The sequence below is a fragment of the Roseibium algicola genome, from assembly GCF_001999245.1.
Lineage (GTDB): Bacteria > Pseudomonadota > Alphaproteobacteria > Rhizobiales > Stappiaceae > Roseibium > Roseibium algicola.
The window spans coordinates 930040-952010 of record NZ_CP019630.1; the positions used below are offsets into that span (position 1 = coordinate 930040).

Below are 21971 nucleotides of genomic sequence, written 5' to 3' on the forward strand. Positions count from 1 at the left end.
CCTCCAGCAGGTTGTTCGTGAAACGTGTTCCCGGCCAACATGGGGACGCCCTTCAACCTTGGGGGCTGCCTGCCGGCAATGTGACGAACTGTCGTTTAAAGTTAGTTATTTTTGTCGATTGTACATTTTCGGTGTCCCGTGACGCTCCAGAATGAAGCCGTTGGTGACGCAAGGTCGCGGCATTCACTCTTTATTGAAACGTGATGAGAGAAGTTTGCCCCGAAAATGACGATCAAACAGGCTGATAGAACGACCTGCGGCCTTGTTGCAATCAAAGACCGATGAGCGCGGCGCAACCGTTCTGCCGCTAATATTCGCTGCCGAGGGAAACAATGGACACAAGAGCAGAATTCGGTGAACCGGGTGCAGCAGCACCTCTCATCCTGCATCTGAGCGCCGACTACCCGAACCCGCAGCAATTCCATCGCAGAACCACCGCAATCGAGCGTCTCGTCACCGGCGTGGACTTTGGCAGACACATCGTCGTCACGATGGACCGGACCAGCTTGCCCTGGCAGGCCAGCTTCAAGGATTGCGGTGAGATAAAAGGCGTGCGGCTATTCTCCTACCGCTATTTCGGCCTGCCGATGGGTATAGGTCTCGCATCGGCGATGCGACGTATCGCAAGACATGTGTTTAAGACGCTGAAGACCGAGCGTGAGACACCTGCCCTCGTTCACGCACATAAACTCTCGTTTGAAGGCATCGCGGGACTGTGGCTGGCGGAACGGTTTGGACCGGATACCCGGCTGTTCATTTCCGTTCGCGGTGAATCGGAACGCAAGATACTGCTGTTCAAGCCGACGTACCGGAGCCTGATGCGCCGGATCGCGGCACGTGCGGACAAGATCTATCATATCTCCGCCTGGTTCCGGGACACCTACCACACGTATGTTCCAGCGCAGCCTGAGAAGGAAAGACTGCTTCCAAACATCGTTGGAAACTCCACCAGCAAAGTGCCGGTAAAGGATCCGATCCCCCGGTTCGTCAGCGTGTTCGATCTGGACATGCGCCGCCGGAAAGGAATGTCCGACCTGCTGCAGGGATTTGCCGTTTTCCAAAAAACACACCCGGACATCGGGCTGGACCTGATCGGCCCCGGCAGTGCGGAGGCCGTGGAAGCGGCGAAAAAGGAAATTGCCGAACTGGGGCTCGGCGACAGCGTACGGATCCTTGGACCGATGAACAGCAAGGACCTGTTCGAGGTTCTGCCGCACTATCTTGCGATGGCATTGGTCAGCTACAACGAGACCTTCGGGATGGTCTACCTGGAAGCGCTGTTTGCCGGTTTGCCGATTATCTACGGCAAGGATACGGGTATCGACGGTTATCTTGACGACATCGATGTCGGTATCGGCGTGAACCCCGGTGATGTCGCTGGAATTGCGGCCGCTTTCAAGGAATTGGCGGAAAAATCAGCTCACTATCGCAGCCAGATTGTGGCAAGCGAGCAAATCTTGCACGACCGGTTCAACCCTGCAATGATCCTTGAAAGTTACCGTCAGGACCTGGAAGCTGTCTTGACCCCAGATCAACAACGGAGCCGCACGTGACCGCAAAAAAGTCGAAGCGCCTATGGTCCTGGCTGACCGCGCTTGCTTTTGGTCTGGCTTTCCTCGTTTTCCTTGGTGGTTTCCTGTATCTGGACGAACGTCAGAATGCCATCGCTGCCGGAACTCAGGCAGCGAAGGAGGAGACGATGTCGATCCCCAAATTCAAACGGGGTATCAATGTTTCCAGACTGCAAAATTTTGCCTATCGGGATCCCGAGCGGCCGGGAAAATATCTCTGGCCACCGTTCCGGGGCGAATTGTCCAAGGTCTCCGACGCCGAACTTGAACGCCTGCGCGCGCTCGGGTTCGACTTCATTCGCTTTCCGATCGACGCCGGCGTCTTTCTGGCCGCGACGGACAGCGAACGCCGCATATTGCTGGATGATACGAAATCCATAACGGTTCGCTTACTGGACAGCGGCTTTACCGTGATGGTTGATCTGCATCCGGCTGCATATCTCACGGAATGGGCACCTGTCGACATTTTGAGCGATGCACCCGATGGCCCGCGCTTTCAGGCTTATTCCGACCTTGTGGAAGAAGTCGCCAAGCGGATCCGCGATCTGCCGACGGACAAGGTCGCACTGGAACTGATGAACGAGCCGCAGGGCGTCTGTTTCGAAGAAGACAGACAGGACTGGTCTGTCTCTCAAAAGCAGCTGTATGACAGGGCGCGCAGTGTTGCGCCAGACCTGCCGATTGTCCTTACCCCGGGCTGCTGGCGGTCCATGGAAGGCCTCGAGTACATGAGTCTCGACGGCTATGACGACAAGATCATCGTCGACTTCCATTTCTACGAGCCCTTCTATTTCACCCATCAATCCCTCCCCTGGGTATTGGACCCTCTCCGCTATATCGCGGGCCTCAGCTATCCCTGGACGGCGGGTGACGTGGAGACTGCCGAAGAGAGGACTCGTCAGCATATCGCCGCCCTAAAGGCAGCCGATGTCGACGTTCCCGACTATGCCTTCGACAAGGCGATGGACGGTGTCAGGGACTACTATAAACGTGAAAGGCCCGACCGGAATTTCATTGAAAGCCGCTTTGACACGATCTCGCAGTGGGCGGAAAAACATGACATTTCCCCGGATCAGATCGTGCTTGGTGAATTCAGTGCTATCCGTCCCCCGAAAGGACTTCCGGACGATGGAAGCAGGCTTGCCTGGATCAAGGACGTCCGCACAGTGGTGGAGGAACGCGGCTTTGGCTGGGCCTTGTGGGACTACTACGAAGGCTTCGGTCTGATGACCGACAACGTCAAAAGAACCGTCGAGCCGGCTATGGTCGATACCTTGGGGCTCAACGCAGACGCGCTATGAACCGCGTCATCCAGGCACGACAGTTGATGCGGAATTTGCAGTCGACTGTGCGAAATCGTGACTGATAGATTGAGCTGACAGCTGCGAATCATACCTAGTGGTGCGGGCCGGCAGAAAGCTTCTGCAGCTGCAATTGATCTGGAGACTGGGATTTGACAGTTCACCCCGTTGAACAGTCCGGGCCACAGGCCGCCATGCACGGGCAAACGTTGCTGGACAGGATCTTCAACTGGATTCCGGTGCTGCTGCTTGCCTATCCGATGTTGATCAGCCCATTCTTTCTGGTGTCGTCCGGAGGTGAAGACACCGCGGCCAACATCAGCGCGTCAAAGTCCAACGCACTGAACCAATTGTTCTGGATCTGCCTGTTCATGGTTCTGCTGGTATCGGCGGGGCGGCGCTTGCTCAACGCGTTTACGGTTCTGAAAAGTCCGCTTATCTGGATCCTGATGCTTTATCTGCTGCTCGCTGTCACGAGCGTGCTCTGGTCTCATGCACCCGGAATTGCGTTTCGCCGCGTGGTCTTGCAGATCATCATTGTGATGAGCCTTGTGATTTCGGTTTCTTTTACGGACGACGCCCGCTCACTGCTAAGCCGACTGATGCTGCTGATGAATACCGTTGTTCTGATGAATGCGGTTGCAGTCGTCCTGCTACCGCCGACACCTATCGGTCACGCAGGCATCTACACCCAGAAAAACAATCTGGGCGCGGTCATGGCTTTGGCCATGATGTTCAATATCTACGGGTTTCTGGTTTCGCGCGGTTTTCTGAAACGTTTCGGCATGCTGATCATTTCGGCACTGGCTTTTGGCCTGCTTGTTCTCAGTCAGTCGAAAACATCCCTCGGGCTTGCCGTCCTCATGCCGGTCATCGCCTATATTGCAGTCGGCATGGCGTTCCTCTTCCGTATCAATGCGGCATTGCTGCTGATTTTCGGAGCGGTTACCGGCGCCGTTCTTCTGTCCTTCCTCTCGCTCCTTACGCGGTTCGGGTTCTCGGACCTGTCTCTGTTCCTGTTCAATGACGAGACCTACACCGGCCGGACGTTCATCTGGGCGTTTGTCGTGGATGTGATTTCCAGAGCCCCGGTACTTGGCCAGGGCTATGCGTCTTTCTGGGCCACGGGGTCCGATTCAATTGCCTTCCGTGAGGCGCCGGGTTTCGTCATTTTGCTGATCCAGGCTCATAACGGTTATCTCGATGTCATGCTCGAACTCGGCATTGTCGGAATTTCGCTATTGTTCCTGGTTATCCTGACCGCTCTGTTTTCCGCAGCCCGGGTCGTTTCCCTGGACTACCGGATTGCCTTTCTCTGCTATTCGTTGATCCTCTTCGTCACCTGTCACAACATGCTGGAGAGCGCCTGGTTTCGTTCTTTTTCCCTGAACTGGCTGATTTTCTTGCTTGCCGCGCTGCTGCCGCATGCAGTGGTTCGCACCTGGGACAATCGTTCGCAGAACTAGTGCCCCCCCTCTCTGGCCGCAGGCAAATGACAGCGGGCTTCGTGGTGTCGGAGCACCGTAGTCTTGCCGCAAATTAGCAGTTCACTAACCATAAGTGCTTACAAGCAATAAGACGCATGCCCGCGAGGACATAAGGTGACTTTTTGTGGACCCCAGACAGGTAGAAAACCCGGCTTACGATAAGGCGGCCCTTCAAGGCCGCGATGCCATTGCTCTGGACATCCTGTCCATTTTTCAGGTCTTGCGTCGCCGCATCTTCCTGATCGCGGCAATTGCATTTGTTTTTGCAGCGTTGACTGCCGCCTACTCCCTGACCATCACACCGATCTTCAGAGCCTCCTCGCAAGTCCTGTTCGACCCAACTGTCCGCCAGCCTTTCGATGACCCGAACCGCCCGAGCCGCACGGGACAAGGCTCGGAAGTGATCGACAGTCAGATGTCGGTCATCCATTCCGACACAGTGCTGCGCCCCGTCGCCCGGGAAAACAACCTGGCTGAAGACCCTCATTTCGGCGAAGGCAAGCCGGGTCTGATTAGCCAGTTCAAGAGCCTGATCTTCGGGGCAACCAAGAAGGACGCGGCAACGCTTGAAGCGCAGGAGACCGCCGCGGTCGAAGCTCTTGCAGATGCAACCAACGTCAAGCGCGTTGGTCAGACCTTCGTCATCAATATTGCCGCGGAATCTCCTTCACCGGTCCAGGCTGCCGTTCTGGCGAATTCGATCGCCGAAAGCTATCTGTCCGACCAGAAACGGCAAGTTGACCTGGCTTCGGACGAAGCTGCCGCCCAGATCGATGATCGCCTCGTGGATTTGCGGGAACGCCTGAGGCAAGCCGAAGAAGAGATCCAGAAATTTCGCGCGGCCAACAAGCTGCAGAACTCCGACGAGGGGTCGCTGCTGACGGGACAGGAACTGACCGGACTGAACTCCAGGCTCATCGATGCCCGAGCAGCACTGGCGGAAGCAACCGCCAAATACGATGAAATCCAGCGGGTTCTGCAGAGCGGTGTCGACGCGGAATCCATCGGAGATGTGGTCAATTCCCCCACGATCTCCTCACTTCGCCAGCAATATGCCACGGCTGCACGCACGGAAGCTCAGCTGATGGCCGATCTTCTGCCCTCACATCCCTCTGTCGTGCAGGCAAGATCCCAGCTGGAACGGTTACGCAATCTCATCCGGGACGAAATCAGGCGGATTGCGGAATCCACACGCATCGATGTCCAGGTCAATCAGGAACGGGTTTCCAGGCTCGAGCAGCAGCTCGATTCCACGCGAAATCTTTCTGACGTCGACCAGGCGGCTTCCATCAGGTTGCGTGAATTGGAAACGGAAGCACAGGCAACTCGGCAGCTTTATGAGATCGCCCTGAGCCGAGCCAAGGAAATATCGCAGCTCGACCAGGTTGTTCTCCCTAACGCCCGCATCATTTCACCTGCCATTCCGCCGGAAAGCCCGGTCTACCCGAAACGGAAGATCATGGTGGTTCTGGCCGGAATCCTGGGTCTGCTGTTCGGCACCATAATCGCGGTTGGCGGCGAAGCCATTCGCATTGCTAAAAAACACCTGTTGCCGGAGATCCTGCAGAACCCCCAACCTGCAATTGCTGTGGCCGACCCTGCGCAGTCGCTTGCTCCCGTAACCACGGCTGTCGACACCTCCAACGATGCACGATCATCAGTGGGGTTGCCGGGATCGCGGACGAGAAGCAAACGCACTCCCTCCAGGCAGGTGTCCCAATCAGAACCCGGGCTGAAAGTTATCAGCCAGTTGCCCTGGCTGACGGAGACCGACGAAAACGGCAGTGTCCGTCCGCTCAGTTCTGACGCCATCTCTGCCGTACAAGACGCGATAGAGCAGTTTTATTCGGACGAAGCCGGACCTGGATGGTCTTTCGGACAAGGCGTTGACCAGATCGTTGCATCCATCCAGAGCGCGCCTGCCCAAAACGGCACCCGTATCGTCTTCCTGACCTCTCCCGCCCTTGGTCATGGCCAGACCATTGCTGCCCTTGCCCTCGCTCTCGGGGCGGCCCAGCGCGGATTGCACGTGCTCCTTGCCGATGGGGAACCGAAACAGCGAATGCTCAGCCATGACCTGAGCATCGACGATATGGAAGACATTGGCGGAACGCTTCGCGAAAGGGTCGTCGACTACGACGAGCTGGATATTTCCTTTCTGTCGCTGGTCTCCGGATTGCCGAAGTACAAGCACCACCGGATGAACATCCGCGAAGCTTTCGATTTCGCAGACATCGCGCGTGACTACGATCTTGTAATCATCGATGGCGTTGCCCTGCCGCAACTTGTTGAAGATGATCCGCTCGCAGGTCTTTCGACGCAATTCCTGGTCACGGTTGCCGAGCGTGAAGAAGATCAGATCTCGATGCCGATCCTGTCGCGTGACCTGCTTACGATCGCAGAAGGTCGACCTTCCGGTCTCGTGCGAACGATGACCGGCACTCCGCCGCCATCACGCCGTAAATACGCGTGAAACGGATCAGCTGACGCATCACTTGCGAGATCTTGAAGCGGAGACTTTCGCAACGAAGTCAGTCAACAAGGCGAACATCTGTTGACGGGCGGCGATAGGTGTCAGGTTATGATCCGCATCCTGCAGGCCGTGCATCTCGATGTTCGGATAGGCTTTCAATCCATGCCGGTCGACGCCGAACCAGTTGTGTAACTCAAGAAGCCCCCGGTCGTTGTCGCTATAGACGAGGGACACCGGGACATCACGTTGCTCGAGTTTCTGAAGGCGACCGGTCAGGACGTTGAAGAGCCGGTAATGGCGTGACAGATTGCCAAGAACAGGAGCCAGGGTTCGGTCGACCTTCAACTTCACGGGTCGGGTTACCTTTTTCAAAGCGGAAACCAGATTGATTTCCCCTGACAGAACCCGTTTCAGGGTCGCTGTATCGACCGCCTTGCGTCCATAACTGGACAGCGTCTGTATCGGCTCACGGATAGCCTTGTCCACGTTTTCGTCCGGATCCCAGACCAGTTTGCGTGAGTTCACCAGAAAGGCCGCAGTGACGCGGTCATCGTCTGCAGCCGCCAGAAGGGCGAGATAGGCACCGCTGCAACGGCCGAACAGGATAATGTTCTTCGCCCCGGTTCGTTCCTTGACGAACCCGACGGCGGCTCTGACATCCTCCAGTTGCCTGTCGGAATAAAGAACCTGGGACGACTGATCCGGCCAATAACAGCTCTCACCGATACCAGCCAGATCCGTGCGCAGGACCGCGCAGCCGCTTTCTGCAAGAGACCTGGCAAAGCCGACCGACATGCGTGCCCAGCCAATGGAATGGTCATATCCGGAATTGAGCATGATCACCGCCGTTTCCGCACATTTGCCACGGGGGCACGCGAGCACGCCGAAGAACATTTTGTCGGGCCCGAAACGCAGCGCTTCCTCCTCGACACCTGGCAATGGCTCCGACACGGCAGAGATTTCGGCAAGAGCTGTAGTCTCCAATTGCCCTGCCGGGAAATTGGCCTTCACCCAGGCTACGATCCGATCCAGCGTTTGAACCGGGGGGACGGACAGGGTCGGGTCGGACACATAGTCGACGTACCCCTCAAACGACAGGTTCTCGAACTGCAAACCGTTTTCGACGTAGTGATCTGCAAGTTTCTGATCGCCCGGATGGTCGGCCCTTTGAACAAGCAATGTTTTCAATCCGGAGGGCAATTCCGTCTTGTAGAGATTGAGCGATTTGATTTCGTCGGCCGTTGCGGCCGAGAGCACGAAACCACCAGCCATCAACCCGCCCTCGGGACCATCCGACGCACTGACCAGGAACGTCGGCTGCGTCAACGCAGTCCAGGCTGCGAGTTCCCGCAGATAAGCTCGTCCCTGGGCAACCGGCGCCAGTAGCACTTGTCCTGCAATCTCTCCGTCTGCTGCCAGGTTGCTTGCGAGACTTGCACCTATCCCCTGTCCGACCACGACAACCCGATCCGGGTTTGCCAATCTCTTGAGTTCGGAAAGGGCTGTTCGAACGGAAGCCTGCCATGCCGACTTGTCCTGAATGTCCGCGCTGTCACCGTGTGAATTCGCGGTTGCCGGATAGTCGAACCGCAGACATGGGTACCCGGATGCAGCGAATTTTTCGCCGAGCATCCTGTAGCTTTTCCGGGAACACAGCTCTTCATACCCCCAGGGGCTCAAAAGCAGGATTGCTGTGCCCCCCGCAGCTGGATGAAAATAACCAGCAAGCCAATCGAACGAGATCGGCAAGGCCACAGCAGACGTTCCGGCAACAGGTGTGGCAGAGGAGGTATCAAAACCTTGCCGGTTCATATCACGTGCGAGCTCCAGCTTCATGGCGGGTGAAAGGCGGTCCTTCCAAATTCCGGGGCATCTTGCGCCTTTTTTCTAAGCCATTGTTTAATAATGCTGCAGGAACTTCTGGTGCATTAAAAGATCGTCTCACATCCTGTTGATTGCTTCCAACTCTGCTTCGGAGCCCAGTCTGAATGGAAAAAGTTTCCGTCGCCATAGCGAGCATTGGCCGTGAAACCTTGCTCGATACGTTACGTTCCCTGGCGGCGGTGACCAAACCGGTCGGGATAGAGCTCAACGTGCTGGTGGCCGATGATTCCAAATCCGGTGCGGCGACCAAACTCGTTGCCCGTCATCCCATAAAGTCGCTGGACGTGACCTGTCTTGCCGTGGCGAGCGGTAATATCTCTTCAGCCCGCAACGCATTGCTCGACGCAGCTGATGGCGACTGGCTGATATTTGTCGATGACGACGAATGGGTGGAACGCGATTGGCTGGAAAAACTCTTCGCCTGCCAGAAAGACTTCAACGCAGACGTCGTGATCGGCCCGGTAAAACCACGCTATCCTGACAATACGCCCGAGTGGATGCGGCGTGCGAACCCGCTTTACACCGACTGGGGGCACCGAGGAAAACGGCTTTACACCGGCCGGGGCGGCAACACGCTGGTGCGGGTTGGTTTTGTTCGTGCGCTGGAACTGAGATTTGATGAAGCCTATGGCCGGACGGGTGGCGAAGACACCATCTTCTTTGCTCAAGCAGCCGAACGCGGGGCACGTATCTTTGCCACGGACGATGCGATTGCCCACGAACATGTTCCACAAGACCGATTGTCGACGAAGTTCATTCTCAGCCGCGCGACAAGGTCAGGCCAATCCTATGGCCAGATGCGCCTCGCCCGGCATCCAGACCCTTTCTGGCACGTTTTTTTCGCATTTGGAGCACTGGCAAAATGTGCCGTTGCCGGTGTTTTAGCGCTCGCATTCCGGCTTCTCGACAGGGGGCGTTCTTTCCGGATGCGGCAAAAACTTGCGCTCAACACAGGCAAGCTGCGCGCTGTATTCAACCTGCCTCTTGCAGAGCTCTATAGAAAACCGGATTGAACCAGCTGGCGCCTACGCCTCGGGCATGCCTTCAAATGCGGAATTTCGCGCGCCGTGCGAAGGCATAGAGGGAGCTTTTCAGGCGTTTCTTGGCGGAAAACATCGGCGGGATGTCACGATCCGGGTCAAAGCCATTTGCAGGCGAAAAGCGCGGACAGAACCATGCCGTCTGATAGGCAAGTCCCGGTGTGCTTGTGAAGACCCGCCGGTACCCGGCTTCCTTGAGACGATGCAAAACGTTCGCGTCAAGAGCACCGAACGGGATCGCCGCTTCTGTGACAGCAGCCCCTACCGCATCCTCGATTTTCTTTCGAGCGTCATAAAGCTCCCGTTGAAAGCCCGCAGCATCCAGCTTGCGCCAGTCGACATGGTCGTGGCCGTGGCTGCCGATGACCGATCCCGACGAAACAATCTCCCGCATCTGTTCCGCGGTCAGATAGCCCTTTGCCCCGATACGTGCAGCCAGAACGAAAAAACGACCTGGCCGGCCCGCCTCCACAAGGGCTGGCAACCCAACCTCGTAATCAGACAGGTTGCCGTCATCAAAGGTGATTTCCAGCTTCACTCCGTGTTTCTGCTCAAGTGCAGGAAGGCGTTCAATTGTGCGCTGGTAAGTCTCTATCGGGACGAAGTAATGGCTCTCTTCCGGCGAAACAGGCACCGCTGGTACACCAATACCGTGGAAAGTGAGAACCTGCGTTTTTGCCAGCATTTTTTCTCCGCCTTTTCGAACAGGACGCCAGATCCTTGACGCAGGGAAGTTAAAATAGTTTGTGCAGGTTCGCGTTGCCTGCCTATTAACGGCGCAGTCAGGTTTGGCACCTAGTTTCTGTTGTGACTTATCCGGGGGGCAGATACACAAAATCGGCTCCTGCGGCCCAAGGCCAGCGGCCACGGGTCCCGCTTTTTTCGATCAACGGCCCACGCCTCGAGGCAATTTCGTGTCAATGAATTCCAGTTCGGCATCGAGAAAATTTCGCGCGCTTTATGACAAGGCCCTTGGCCTCTCAAGACGCCCGCTTGTTGCCAATACAATTTCCTACACGATCAATTTTGGTCTCTTGCTCGTCATTCAGCTCGTCTTTTTCCTGTTCATTTCGCGCGCCTTGGGGGCAGCAGACTACGGTCTGTTCATCACCATCGTCAGTGTCTCCATCATGGCCGGTTTCCTGGTCGGGTTGGGCAGTGAATACCTTCTCCTCCAGAGGGTCGCGGTTGAGCCTCAGTCTTTCGACAGATACCTCGGGCATTCCCTGATCATGATGGGACTTACCTTTCCGTTTGTCCTGCCCGGGACAATCGCTTTGTTGTACGTCCTCATCGGCGATACCGTTCCGCTATCGACTATCGCGATTGTCACTGTTTCGGATCTGCTCCTCACAAAACTGGTGATCTTGTCCGCGCAATCCTACATGGCCTTCGACCGGGCCAGAAAACAGATTGTCATCAATGTTCTGGCTGCTTCGTTGAAACTCGCTTTCCTGTTCGTTGCCACGCTTCTCCCCGGAAGTCTCACGCTCCAGGAATGGGCGTGGTGGTATTTCGCCGCCGGAATTCTGTCTGCTCTTGCGGCTTGCTGGCTAGTTCTGCGTGATCTCGGCCGGCCGACCTTCACCCTGATCCGGGACGACCTGAAACTCAGCCTTCTCTATTGCATCGAGTTTTTTGCCATCGGCGGCATGAAGGATCTGGACAAGCCGGTGGTCGTTCACACTTTGAGCGCAGATGCAGGCGGGCAGTACGCAGCCGGGTTCCGCATCATCGACGCAGCCTCAGCGCCCGTCAGAGCGTTTCTCTATGCAACCTACACCCGCCATTTTCGCCAGGCACAAGATGGGCAGGCAAGCAGCCTTGCTTTCGGCGTCAAGCTGTTGCCGGTGACGGTATTCCTCGCCCTGCCGGTCGCAGTTTTCCTGTTACTGATCGCCGGTTTCATTCCCCTTGTTCTGGGTGAAGATTTCGCAGAAACACCGACCGTCGTTATGTGCCTTGCGTTTTATCCGCTCCTGATGGGGCTTTCCGGTGTAGGGGCGGACATCTTGCGAGCCACCGGTCGTCAACGCGTGCGGATGGCGCTGCTTATCAGCACCAGCCTCCTGCTGATACCCGTCGTCAGCCTTGGCGCTGCGTTGGGAGGCCTGGCCGGGGCAGCGCTTTTCCGCTTTGGCGTCCAGATTGCTTTGACCGCGGGCACCTGGTTCTTCATTTTCTGGACAAAGGCACCTGCTCCCGAACCAGACGAAACCGCAGGCTGATCCGTCGCTTCCAGAAAGGCGTCAGAAGGGCACGCGCCCGGCGAAGTTCAAGGCCGTAAGTTGCCCTTTGGGGGCTGCCTGATCATCGCGTTCTTCGTCTGGCGTTTGTTGCAGTTGAATGCACTTCGCCTCGCCCGGAGCCAGATGGAACCAGTTATCCTCCGCCTCAAATCCGGGAATGGCAACGACGGTCGATTGCAGGAAGCGCTTGGCACGGATCATCAGCGACCAACTGCCAGCCTCGTCCTGTTCCACACTCACCTCGGGCGCATCGAAATGGCGATGCAGTCCTCGGCCGAGAGGGAAATGATGCGCCTCGGAAATGAGTTCTCCGGTTTGCGTATCGAACAGGCGCACCACGGTTACATCATGTGAGGGTGGGCCGAAACGATAGGCGTAGGTGACGTCGAAGAAGGCTCCGATCAGGTCCACCGCATTGAGCGTCTGCGCACTGTTTGGCGCCAACAACAGCCCCTTTTCTCCTGAAACCACCGGCACCTGGCCATCCCGCAGGCAGGCAATGCTGATCCTGACCGGCTTTTCCTCTGCCCTTTCGTTAAGGACGTGAATGGCAAGGCCGTTCGTGCCTTCGTCGGTGACACAGGCAATTACCGGCCTGAATGCGCGCTTGAGGGCATACCACGCGGGTTTGGGCCGTCCGGCTGCATCAACAAGTCCCCACCCGGCACCAATCAAGAGGTCGGAAAGGGTCCAGACCAGTGCCCCCTGGCAATTGGTCCCGGGCCGTCGCCATTCGGAAAAGGTCTCGGACATGACCTCACCGGTGACCGCCCGTCCGAGCTCGAGGTATCTGTCCGGATCGCCGTATCGCAGCGCGGCCGGATCGACACCGTAGAGCAGCTTCAGATAGTGATCGCGCACATCCTCGAAGTCCCAACCGGCTCCACGATCACGCGGCACCCGTGCCTTCCAGCGTGGATCATGCCCCGGTTTCACCGGCAATCCTTCTTCCAGGCTTTGCTGGACGGGAATATTGGAAAACGCAAGGCACTCACCTGCAAAGCGGACATCGGCCCGTCTTGCGTCTTCCAGAGGCCGCAGATACGCCCCGACGCCGTAATAGTGGGCGATGCCTTCGTTGGGGGAGAACGGCAGGACCCCGCCGCATGGCGAATTTGCTGCATAGGGCACATCCGGCCGCAGCTCTGTGGCAATAGCCGGCAAGATCTCCTCGCACAGCGGCCCCTTCCAGCGATCCTCGGAAAGCCCCATCATGGCGCCCTGCTGGTAGATCTCGCTTCCACCGCACAGAACGGCAAGTGAAGGGCTGCCCATGCTTTCATCCAGCTGATCGCGCAGTTCCGCTTCGATCTCCGCGACGAAGGCGGCATCCTTCACGGGGTAATCGTAGTTGGCGAACTGAAAGTCCTGCCAGACCAGCAGGCCCAATTCGTCACATAGCTCAAGGAAGGCGCGGCTCTCGTAAAGCATCGTCCCGCCGATGCGCAGCATGTTCATGCCTGCGTCCCGGGCTTTTTCCAACAGAGGGCGATAGGTTTCGCGGCTGGACGAGAGGTTCAGGAGATCCGCATTGGTCCAGACGGCGCCCCGGCAGAAGACCGGCACACCGTTGATCTTCAGGCCGAAGCTGCGTCCATCGGCACCGTGGTCCGCCTCGATCCGGCGGAAGCCTGTCTTGCCCAGTGAAAGAGTATTGTCAGCGGCCTGAACGGTTACGTCGTAAAGAGCAGGCTCGCCGTGTGTGTGTGGCATCCAGGGCTTGGCGCCCTCAGGACGGACGGTCGCCGCATAGCAACCGTCGTCCTGAAGGCTCATCTTCGCCGATGCTCCCGCGCAAGTCAGCACCGGAACGGCATCCGTATTTTCGAGCCTGACCGTAACTGACAGCGCGGCTGTGCCATCCGGAGCCAGGTCCGCAAGAATATGCTTTTCAACAATACGCGGCGTCGTCTCGGGTTCGAGCCTGATTGGGCGGTATGGGCCAACCGCATGGATTTCCGGGCACCAACCGGGCATGTGACCGAGAAGCGTCGTCCGCACGAGCCTCAGCCCCTGGCTGGTTGCCAACTGAGGCTTCCACCGGGCGCGCGGCCCCTTTGCGTTCAAGTGCGGCTCTAGCGCGCGAAAGCAGATTTTCAGAACGTTGCGATCGGCCAGTTCCACGGGAACATTGTATTTGCGGAACATGTTCCGGCTGGACAGCACCTCAACGTCGTTCAGGAAAACCTCGGCAATGGTCGCCAACCCCTCCAGGTGCAAGCTATATCGGCCCGGCGGGGCGTCGAACCAGGCTTCATACCAGACGTCCTTGCCATGAAGGGGAACGGGATTTTCCGGGTCGTAAAGTCCTGCATCCGTCAGAGCACCGGCGACGGTTCCCGGAACGTGTGCCGGAACGAAATCCCACTGATGCCCCGTCGAAAGCGAGGTTTCAAAGGCACCGGGCTCTGTCATCGACAGTGCCCAGGTCACTTCACCCAGGTCGATCATTCAAGCCCCGGCAGCGCTGACTACGGGAGTAAAACGTGTTTCCTGATCACCGTAGTGGGTGTCGAGAAGTTGCATCAGGTTGTCCCAGGCGTTGACTGCCGGCAGCAAGCCTTCGTCCAGCCCCTGAAACTTCTTGCGCATGACGGCGCGCGCCAGTTTGAACTGCACCATCTTGCAGGTGGAGGAAATGGTCTTGGCCATCTGCACACCCTCGGTCAGATCGTCCCTGCCTTCCGCCACCAGCCATTCGAGATAGGACGAAAACAGCTCGAAATTCGCACCGAGCTGGCGCAGCGTGTTGAAGGCATACAAATGGAAGAAGCCGAACTCGCGTTCGCAGATCTTTTCCACCTGCGCCGGGAACACCTGTGCAAAGGCAGCAATCGGGTTCTGCTTTGGGCGGCGCTTCAGGTGATGGCGCAGAAGACCTTCCGAAACGTTCAGGATGTGAGTCGGCGTTGGCAGTGTGTCCGGAACCTTCACGAATTCCGTGTATGGCAGGAACGGCGTCGGCTTTTCATGTGCGCCGCGCTGGAACACTCCGTCGAAATCGTCACCTTCCAGCCGGTGCAGGCCCAGACCATGGAAATATTCCATCGTCCTGGCTTCAAAATCCATCCAGTTGACTGCGATCGTGGTCTTGCCGTGGGCCTCGTGATAACCGACACCGTGTGTGTCCGGCAGGAAATAGCTGTCGACTTCGACCAGTGACAAGCGGCCCCGTTCGATCTGTTGCCGGACGTGGGCTTCCACCCGGTCGTAGATCGCAAGTTCGGTAACCTTGAGACCATAAAGCGCTTCCAGATCCTCCAGCGGCACCTTGAAGAAGGTGAACTGGTCTCCTTCAAAATCCTGGGTGACCGAATAGGACAGACAAGCCTCCGCCGGCAGACCAAGCGACGGCAATACCTCGATCCAGACATCAAGATAGCAATTGGTTTCGGGCCAGTCCCGGTCCTGGGAATGGAGCGGGCTACGCACGTAGGTCGCCGCATTGAAGCGGTCAAACACGGCTTGCGTCATGTTGCGTCCCCTCATCCCCAAAGCGTGGCACGGACGCCTTCAGGCCATTTGGACGTGTCGAAACCATGATGGCGGAAGAGCGCCAGCGCCAGTCGTTCCAGACCGAAGCCGACACAGGCGGTGTGCGCAGGCGTTCCATCAGCCTGACGGATGTTCCAGGCCTTGCCGAAATTATCCATGTGGTAATTGAAGCTCATGCAGGCCGTCGGTTTTTCTTCCGACGTGATCGGCACAAGCATTTCGAACTTCAATTCCTGTTCACGCTGGCCGGACGCCATTATCTTGCCGGCTCGGCCGAAAAACGGATCGTTGGCGACATCGACGTTATGCGGGAGCTGCAGCCGCTCCATCATGTCCGAGCCGCGCTGTTTCCAGGTCTCGCGGAAATCCATGGTCTGTTCGGCAGAACCGACGCGCACGTATTCACGCTGGCGGAACATCTGCATCCGCGCCGGATCCTTGGAAGGCTCGTGGCGGAAACAATAGGACTGCAACGCGACGTAGGCTCCCTCTGCCGGCAATGCACCACGGCGCGAGAGGATCGGATAAAGCGGATAGCAGGCAGCGGGCGTCAGTGCTACCTGGGTCGGTTTCTGATCCTTGGACCAGTCGTCGCCAGCCGCCATGCATTGCAACAGCCCCATGTGGTCATGGTCGTTGCCGCAAAAGGCATGCACTGTTCCTGCCAACTGCGGGAAGTTCTTCATGTAACCGCTGGTTTCGAAATCCTGCATGGTCATTCCCGGCGGGAACACCATTGCTTCGGAGATCTCGTCCTGACCGTAGGTGAGGGCAAATTTTTCGAAACGGGCAATAACGTCTTCAAATTCGCCGCTGCGGGCGTAGAGGCCGTCGACGCCGCTGTCATGCAGGACGCCTTTGGCAAAGAGCTGATCCAGAAAAGAGACTTGCGCGTCCATCATTACCCCAAAAGACTGGTGTCTTGTTTGTTGACCAGGAGCATCGTGGACGTGTTGCCCAGAATACGGTCGTTGGAAATCATCAGCTGCGCCGAATGGGCGTCACGCAGGTGGCGTCCGAGGCTGAACGGCGTACCGTTCTTGTAGCCTGCGATCCCGCAGATCAGCATGCAGTGGTTGATGATTGTCAGGATCGTCTGTGACGTGCCGATCTTCACGTTGTTCATGGCAACGGAGAAGCTCATGGCATTGAGCGCATCGCTGTCGCCCTTGCAACCTTCGAACTGTTTCAGGCCGGCAACGACGTTGGCCTTGACCAGCTGCAGCAGGCTTGACGCCTCCGCCAGACGCAGTGCTCCCGGAGGAACCTGGCCGGGAGCCTTGCGCGCAGCGTTCTTCACGAATGCCTGCCCTCGGGCAACCGCATCAGCAGCGATGCCATACCAGAGCGCGCCCCAAAGAAGATGGGAAACGGCCAGCATGGATTGGGCCGCAATCTCCGCAAACGGGCGCGGCAGGATCTGGTCAGCCGGAGCTTCCGCCTTGAAAATATAGCCGTCGGAGCAGGTTCCACGCATGCCGAGCGTATCCCATTTGCTGGTCTGCTCAAGCGTGTACTGATCCTTCAGGAAAATGGTCGCAACCTGGTCGGAATGAGCCGCGTCGACATGCCGGCGGGAGGTCACCATGATGGCGTCCGCATTGGCGCCGTAGGAAATCACGGTCGCATCCTTGGTCAGGCGCACGGTGTCGCCCTCGACCTCGACCGCACAGATCGAATTGCGCAAGTTGCCACCGATACCTGCCTCACTGGTTGCTGAGGCGATCAGAAGCTGCTCATCGCAGATCCGCTTCTGGAAACCTTCGTGCCAGGCACTGCCTACGGCGTAATCCGCCAGGCTGGCAATCTGGATCTGGTGCATGGCATAAGTCATCGCGGTGGCCGCGCAGGCTTGTCCAAGAATTGCGCAAACATCAGCAATCTCGGTCAGCGTTGCACCTTCCCCGCCGAATTCCGGACGGATCATGACACCCATCAGGCGTTCCGCTTTCAGGGCGTTCATGCCTTCAACAGGAAAGCGGCCTTCCACATCAACCTTGTCGGCAAACTCGGAAGCGACCTTGGCGGCCCGCTTGGCGCGATCTGCCAACCCCATGGCAGTGATCTTGGCTGCGGCGGTCATGGATTACGCAGCCTGCTCTTTCAGGATTTCGGTAAGAGCTGCGTCGATCGCATCAATGGAGGAGAAAGACTTGCGGTTCAGCAAATGCTCCGGAAATTCGATATCGAACTCTTCCTCGAGCGCCAGCATCACCTGGACGGATGCAAACGAAGACAGACCGGCATCGTAGAGGTCAGCACCGTCCGCGACGTCGTCGATAGAAACCGGCAAATTGCCGTGTTTTGCCAGCAGGGTCCGAATGGTCTGTTTCATTTTAGTCCTTACCATTTTCTAACGGTTACACTTGAACCGGTCCTTGGGTTCCGAGACGTCATTTAGGCCAAAAAACGATAAACTGTAATTAAAGGGCATGGTAAAAAATTACAAAACAGGAACTATTAAAATTTGTTAAGTTAACACTTCCTCAATCATAAAAAATCTTTCAAGACACTCAACATTACCGCAGAGTATTCATTCCAAAAACTTAAATCATTCTACCGAGAACACCGTCCTTGCGCACAAGACCGTGATGAAGCGCGGCGGCAATATGCAGCACCACGGCGGCAGTGAAGAGCAGCCCGAGCGCAAGATGAATCTGAAAAAGCTGGTCTGCCAACGCACGGTCCTTGGCGACAATCGCCGGCATGGTGAACAGGCCGAAGACCGAGATTGCCGCACCGTAGGCGGAGGTAGCCACCCACCCGATGAAGGGATTGACCAGCAGAAAACCGTACAGAAAGGCATGGGTAGCCTTGGCGGCAAATTGCTGCCAGAGCGGCATGCCTTCCGGCAAGGGGGCGGGTTTGTGGGTCAGCCGAAAACCGAGACGTACCAGGGTCAATATCATCAACACGATGCCGACCGAGCGATGGTAATCAAACAGCTGGTTCTGCAAGGGGCCGCTGTCGATCCGGATCATGACAAGGCCGGCAGGCACCATTGTCAGCACCAGAATGGCGGTCAGCCAATGGATCAGCCGGGCAATCGGGCTATAGCGTTCATCACTTGCGCCCATATCGCACCTCTCCTCTCCTGCCTGCACACAGTTTAGGCAGACCACCCGGTTTCAACAAGTCCCGGAAGGAAGCCGGATACCCGTGTCTTACGGCAAGGCAGTGAAATCGACGTGACCGACGCTGAGAGTGAGTTGACCGGAAGTGATGTGTTCCTGCCGCAGCGACCACCATTGCGCCAGTTCCGTCTCGTCCAGCGCGACTTCCCTGCCGACGTTGCACCAGCCCCCGAGAAGCTCTTTCAGGAAATCCGCTGACGAACTGTCTGCCTGCCAGTCAGACCGGCCCTGCACCACCTTGTAGCCTCGATCCCGAAACAGTTCGATGGCACGCATGGCAGCGGCCGGACCGAGGGCTGGACCAAACCCCTTGTCAGACAGCTGATGCGTGTTGTGTGCGGCCAACAACGCGGCATCTAAGGGAAGTTGCGGGGTGAACACCGCGCGGCCATCGTAGGTCAGGCTTGCCAGAAACGGTTTTCGCGCCTTCACGACCTGATCGACCAACCGGACAAGAAACGGCTCTGCGACCAAGTCCAGAAAAGCGGATGTAGTCACCGCGTCAACCTCGGCAAACGGCAGCTCCTCCAGATCGCTCGCAAGGTCGATCTGCCGCGTTGTTACCCTGTCCTGCCAGCGCTGCCCGGCAACTTCCAACAGAGCCGGATCGTAATCGGTCAAAAGCCATTCGATCGAAGTGCCTCGATGCCGAGCAAAAGCCGAGACAGTCGAGCCTGCTCCACTTGCGAGATCCATTATGCGCATCGGTTGACTGCCGAGAGCCGTGAAGAATGCGGTTTCAACGTCCTCATTGCGAGCCGCCAGATCGACCGGTTCGCGCAAGGCAAGCCATGCTGGAGAAAAACCACTCATCGCCCAGTATCCTGCAACAGGTCTGCAAACTTCCGTGCCGCATCCGTCCAGTCCGGCAAGAGTTCAGCAGCCTTTCTGGCTTCAGTGCTCAATCCCGCACGTTTCTCGCGGTAGGAGATGAGTGTTTCGAGCGCGTCACGCAAAGCATCGACATCCTCGACGCCGCAGTAGATGGCAGCCTTCTCCGGAAGTGTTTCCTTCACCGCGCCGCCACCGCTACCGATTACCGGCAAACCGTGGGCAAGCGCTTCGGTATAAGCCATGCCGTAGCCCTCATACCGGCTTGCGAGCACGAATACCTCTGCCGAGCGATAAAAGTCGCCAAGGTCTTGCGCCGGAACAGCCCCGTGAAAGGTAATCCTGTCGAGAAGTTCCAGCTCACGCGCCTGGCCTAAGAGCGCCTGGTAACATTCAGGATCCGCCTCAAGCCCGCCGACGATATCCAGATGCCAACGCAACTCCTTGAGGCTTGCAAGCGCGGTCAGCAAGAGATCGTAGCCCTTGCGTGGCAGCAAGGTGCCGACCGACAACAGCCTCGTGACGTCGTTCTGTGGTCGTTCATACGGCTCAGGCTTTTCCGTGCCGGGCAGAACTGCGGTGATGCGGTCCGAAGATATACCGAAAAGCTCTTCAACCTGGGTGCCTGTTGCGGGACTGGTCACGATGACATGACGGGCAAAAGCCAGCACTTTGTTTTCGCTCTGGAAAAGGGCTTCAGCCTGTTCCTTCGACAAACCGTTTTCGACACAGAGCGGGTGGTGCACAAGCGCAATGAGAGTGATCCGGTCCTGCAGTCTTTCCATGGCTCCCGCCATTACACCAAGTGCGAGACCGTCGACGACAACAAGCGACCCTTCCGGCACCGACGACAGCCGGGCTTCGGCTTGCCGAAGCGTTTCTTCGGTGGGAAACGGAAAGCCGTCCCCAAGCGAAACCAGATCAACCTCCCAGCCAAGCGTGCGCAGACCGGCGACGATCCTGCGATCGTAGCCGTAGCCACCGGTCGGTGTGTTGAAATCTCCGGGATAAGCAAAGACAAGCGCGGGCATGAGTTGTCAGATCCCAGCTTCGTACCAGGCGCGCGCGACGTGGGATTCGGAAATCGTCACGCGGATCGCCTTCAGTTCAGATCCCGGACGTCCGAGCTTGTCCGCTCTGGCAGCCTTGGCCAGGTGATCATGGATGTGCTTTGTCAGAAACTCGGTCGTGGTGTTGATGCCCGCAAATTCCGGCACCTCGTCGAGGTTCTTGTAATTCAGAGGCTGCAGGACTTGCTTCAACGCATCATGCGCCCGGCCGATGTCGATCACCACGCCGTTGGCGTCAAGGCTGTCGGCCAGAAACGCGGCATCGATGACAAACGTGGCGCCGTGCAATGCCTGGGCCGGACCGAACAGTTCTCCCTTGAAGGAGTGGGCAATCATGACGTGATCGCGTACTTCAACTGCAAACATCTTATCATCCTGAAATCATGAGGAAAATTGAGAGCTTTTCAAATGACGGCTTGGTTGGTTCCGTCATATACGACGAGGGCGGCAAGCACATCTGACGCCTTGTTCAACAAATCGGGAAGACGATCCGGGAGCTCGGCAAACGCCACCTTGTGGGTGATGAGACGGTCGAGGGCAGGATCGGCCAGGAGGCCAAGAGCCGTTTCCAGTCTGCGGCGGTAAGTCCAGCGGGCCTGCCGATCGATCGGGATCGTTCCAACCTGACTGGAAACAAGCTTCAGGCGGCGGCAGTGAAAGTCTGCTCCCAGCGGAGCCGTGACCGCATGCGCGCCGTACCAGCTCAGCTCGACGATGGACGTACCGTCGCCGGCACAGGCAAGCGCCGTCGCCAGTCCCGCCGACGTGGCGCTTGTGTGAAACACCAGATCCTGGTTAGCCGGCGCATCTTCCGGCAGTGCAAATTCCAGACCCAGCCCGATGGCAACTTCCGCTCGGTCAGGGTTTGTATCCACGACAGTTACTTTTGATCCGGGTAACCGTCCGGCAACGTATGCGGTCAAGAGACCGACGACACCACCGCCGACCACGCAGATGTGATCCCCCGGTGATGGTTTTCCGTCCCATAACGCATTAAGTGCCGTTTCCATGTTGGCCGCCAAGACGGCTCTTTCGGCGGAAACGCCCTGGGGAACCGGCACGCACGACATGGAGGGGAGCGTAAAGACGCTTTGATGAGGGAAGAGAGAAAACACAAGACAGCCGTTGAGATCCGGGTCTCCTGCTATGACCCTGCCGACGTTTGCGTATCCGTATTTAACCGGAAACGGGAAATCTCCCTCTTGATGCGGCGCCCGCATGCGCTGCCATTCACTCGACGGAACGTCGCCGCGAAAGACAAGGCCTTCCGTTCCCCGGCTTATCCCGCTAAAGAGCGTTTCGACCAGCACTTCGCCGGTTTGCATCTCATTCAAGGAAACAGTCTCCAGTCCGCATCGACCGGGCTCGGTGTACCACAGCGCCTGCGGTTTACCTGTGTCGCGCGTCACCGGTACGTCTGCGGTCATCCTTTATCC

At 57.5% G+C, this 21971-nt stretch carries 18 protein-coding genes; 6 read left to right on the forward strand and 12 right to left on the reverse strand.

The window, feature by feature from the left end; translation table 11 throughout:
- Nucleotides 1-332: 332 nt before the first annotated feature.
- From B0E33_RS04410 to B0E33_RS04425, 4 genes are all read left to right on the forward strand, one after another.
- Entirely contained in the window at nt 333-1553 is a 1221-nt protein-coding gene (locus tag B0E33_RS04410) for a glycosyltransferase (protein WP_077290538.1), read from the forward strand.
- On the forward strand, nt 1550-2872 hold the full coding sequence (locus tag B0E33_RS04415; RefSeq protein ID WP_077290539.1) for a glycoside hydrolase family 5 protein: 1323 nt from the start codon (nt 1550-1552) through the stop codon (nt 2870-2872). The genes B0E33_RS04410 and B0E33_RS04415 overlap by 4 nt, the downstream gene beginning before the upstream one ends.
- A 152-nt stretch (nt 2873-3024) precedes the next feature.
- Nucleotides 3025-4338, forward strand: a complete 1314-nt coding sequence (locus B0E33_RS04420; protein WP_139314023.1) for an O-antigen ligase family protein — start codon at nt 3025-3027, stop codon at nt 4336-4338.
- 145 nt (nt 4339-4483) lie between these two features.
- Nucleotides 4484-6832, forward strand: coding sequence for a GumC family protein (locus B0E33_RS04425; protein WP_077290540.1), 2349 nt, complete (start codon nt 4484-4486; stop codon nt 6830-6832).
- Between the two features lie 18 nt (nt 6833-6850).
- On the opposite strand, the gene B0E33_RS04430 is transcribed toward B0E33_RS04425, so the two are convergent.
- Complete coding sequence (locus tag B0E33_RS04430; RefSeq protein ID WP_077290541.1) at nt 6851-8668, reverse strand: alpha/beta fold hydrolase; 1818 nt, start codon at nt 8666-8668, stop codon at nt 6851-6853.
- Between the two features lie 152 nt (nt 8669-8820).
- Between B0E33_RS04430 and B0E33_RS04435 the strand changes: the two genes are divergently transcribed.
- Nucleotides 8821-9729 (forward strand): glycosyltransferase family 2 protein, encoded by a 909-nt coding sequence (locus tag B0E33_RS04435; RefSeq protein WP_077290542.1) that lies wholly within the window; start codon nt 8821-8823, stop codon nt 9727-9729.
- Nucleotides 9730-9760: 31 nt separating this feature from the next.
- Here the strand turns inward: B0E33_RS04435 and B0E33_RS04440 are convergent, their stop codons facing one another.
- Nucleotides 9761-10624: a polysaccharide deacetylase family protein gene (locus B0E33_RS04440; protein WP_156912342.1), complete on the reverse strand. Its 864-nt coding sequence runs from the start codon at nt 10622-10624 to the stop codon at nt 9761-9763.
- Between the two features lie 52 nt (nt 10625-10676).
- On the opposite strand from B0E33_RS04440, the gene B0E33_RS04445 reads away from it, so the two are divergent.
- Nucleotides 10677-11984, forward strand: a complete 1308-nt coding sequence (locus B0E33_RS04445; RefSeq protein WP_023001634.1) for a lipopolysaccharide biosynthesis protein — start codon at nt 10677-10679, stop codon at nt 11982-11984.
- Nucleotides 11985-12005: 21 nt separating this feature from the next.
- Here the strand turns inward: B0E33_RS04445 and B0E33_RS04450 are convergent, their stop codons facing one another.
- The 10 genes from B0E33_RS04450 to B0E33_RS04495 all read right to left on the reverse strand — a co-directional run bounded on the left by B0E33_RS04450 (nt 12006) and on the right by B0E33_RS04495 (nt 21962).
- Complete coding sequence (locus B0E33_RS04450) at nt 12006-14456, reverse strand: glycoside hydrolase family 2 protein (protein WP_077290544.1); 2451 nt, start codon at nt 14454-14456, stop codon at nt 12006-12008.
- A complete protein-coding gene (locus B0E33_RS04455; RefSeq protein WP_077290545.1) occupies nt 14457-15479 on the reverse strand; it encodes a DUF1839 family protein in 1023 nt (340 codons plus the stop codon). It lies immediately after the preceding gene.
- An 11-nt stretch (nt 15480-15490) separates the two neighbouring features.
- A complete protein-coding gene (locus B0E33_RS04460; RefSeq protein ID WP_031269603.1) occupies nt 15491-16399 on the reverse strand; it encodes an amino acid--[acyl-carrier-protein] ligase in 909 nt (302 codons plus the stop codon).
- A 2-nt stretch (nt 16400-16401) separates the two neighbouring features.
- Complete coding sequence (locus B0E33_RS04465; protein WP_023001638.1) at nt 16402-17583, reverse strand: acyl-CoA dehydrogenase family protein; 1182 nt, start codon at nt 17581-17583, stop codon at nt 16402-16404.
- A 3-nt stretch (nt 17584-17586) separates the two neighbouring features.
- Nucleotides 17587-17835 carry an acyl carrier protein gene (locus B0E33_RS04470; protein ID WP_006933785.1) on the reverse strand — a complete coding sequence of 83 codons (249 nt, stop codon included), beginning with the start codon at nt 17833-17835 and terminating at the stop codon, nt 17587-17589.
- Nucleotides 17836-18046: 211 nt separating this feature from the next.
- Nucleotides 18047-18577, reverse strand: coding sequence for a cytochrome b (locus B0E33_RS04475; RefSeq protein WP_077290546.1), 531 nt, complete (start codon nt 18575-18577; stop codon nt 18047-18049).
- Between the two features lie 87 nt (nt 18578-18664).
- Entirely contained in the window at nt 18665-19447 is a 783-nt protein-coding gene (locus B0E33_RS04480; RefSeq protein ID WP_077290547.1) for a class I SAM-dependent methyltransferase, read from the reverse strand.
- On the reverse strand, nt 19444-20496 hold the full coding sequence (locus B0E33_RS04485; RefSeq protein WP_077290548.1) for a glycosyltransferase family 4 protein: 1053 nt from the start codon (nt 20494-20496) through the stop codon (nt 19444-19446). The genes B0E33_RS04480 and B0E33_RS04485 overlap by 4 nt, the downstream gene beginning before the upstream one ends.
- A 6-nt stretch (nt 20497-20502) precedes the next feature.
- On the reverse strand, nt 20503-20901 hold the full coding sequence (locus tag B0E33_RS04490) for a 6-pyruvoyl trahydropterin synthase family protein (protein WP_077290549.1): 399 nt from the start codon (nt 20899-20901) through the stop codon (nt 20503-20505).
- A gap of 38 nt (nt 20902-20939) precedes the next feature.
- On the reverse strand, nt 20940-21962 hold the full coding sequence (locus B0E33_RS04495) for a zinc-dependent alcohol dehydrogenase (protein WP_077290550.1): 1023 nt from the start codon (nt 21960-21962) through the stop codon (nt 20940-20942).
- Nucleotides 21963-21971: the final 9 nt, after the last annotated feature.

What these genes read in the sequence shown, in the direction of transcription:
- B0E33_RS04490 (WP_077290549.1), bottom strand. Translation starts at nt 20,901, where the DNA reads ATGTTTGCAGTTGAAGTACGCGATCACGTCATGATTGCCCACTCCTTC.
- B0E33_RS04485 (WP_077290548.1), bottom strand. Translation starts at nt 20,496, where the DNA reads ATGCCCGCGCTTGTCTTTGCTTATCCCGGAGATTTCAACACACCGACC.
- B0E33_RS04475 (WP_077290546.1), bottom strand. Translation starts at nt 18,577, where the DNA reads ATGGGCGCAAGTGATGAACGCTATAGCCCGATTGCCCGGCTGATCCAT.
- B0E33_RS04430 (WP_077290541.1), bottom strand. Translation starts at nt 8,668, where the DNA reads ATGAAGCTGGAGCTCGCACGTGATATGAACCGGCAAGGTTTTGATACC.
- B0E33_RS04495 (WP_077290550.1), bottom strand. Translation starts at nt 21,962, where the DNA reads ATGACCGCAGACGTACCGGTGACGCGCGACACAGGTAAACCGCAGGCG.
- B0E33_RS04480 (WP_077290547.1), bottom strand. Translation starts at nt 19,447, where the DNA reads ATGAGTGGTTTTTCTCCAGCATGGCTTGCCTTGCGCGAACCGGTCGAT.
- B0E33_RS04435 (WP_077290542.1), top strand. Translation starts at nt 8,821, where the DNA reads ATGGAAAAAGTTTCCGTCGCCATAGCGAGCATTGGCCGTGAAACCTTG.
- B0E33_RS04445 (WP_023001634.1), top strand. Translation starts at nt 10,677, where the DNA reads ATGAATTCCAGTTCGGCATCGAGAAAATTTCGCGCGCTTTATGACAAG.
- B0E33_RS04465 (WP_023001638.1), bottom strand. Translation starts at nt 17,583, where the DNA reads ATGACCGCCGCAGCCAAGATCACTGCCATGGGGTTGGCAGATCGCGCC.
- B0E33_RS04460 (WP_031269603.1), bottom strand. Translation starts at nt 16,399, where the DNA reads ATGGACGCGCAAGTCTCTTTTCTGGATCAGCTCTTTGCCAAAGGCGTC.
- B0E33_RS04455 (WP_077290545.1), bottom strand. Translation starts at nt 15,479, where the DNA reads ATGACGCAAGCCGTGTTTGACCGCTTCAATGCGGCGACCTACGTGCGT.
- B0E33_RS04410 (WP_077290538.1), top strand. Translation starts at nt 333, where the DNA reads ATGGACACAAGAGCAGAATTCGGTGAACCGGGTGCAGCAGCACCTCTC.
- B0E33_RS04470 (WP_006933785.1), bottom strand. Translation starts at nt 17,835, where the DNA reads ATGAAACAGACCATTCGGACCCTGCTGGCAAAACACGGCAATTTGCCG.
- B0E33_RS04450 (WP_077290544.1), bottom strand. Translation starts at nt 14,456, where the DNA reads ATGATCGACCTGGGTGAAGTGACCTGGGCACTGTCGATGACAGAGCCC.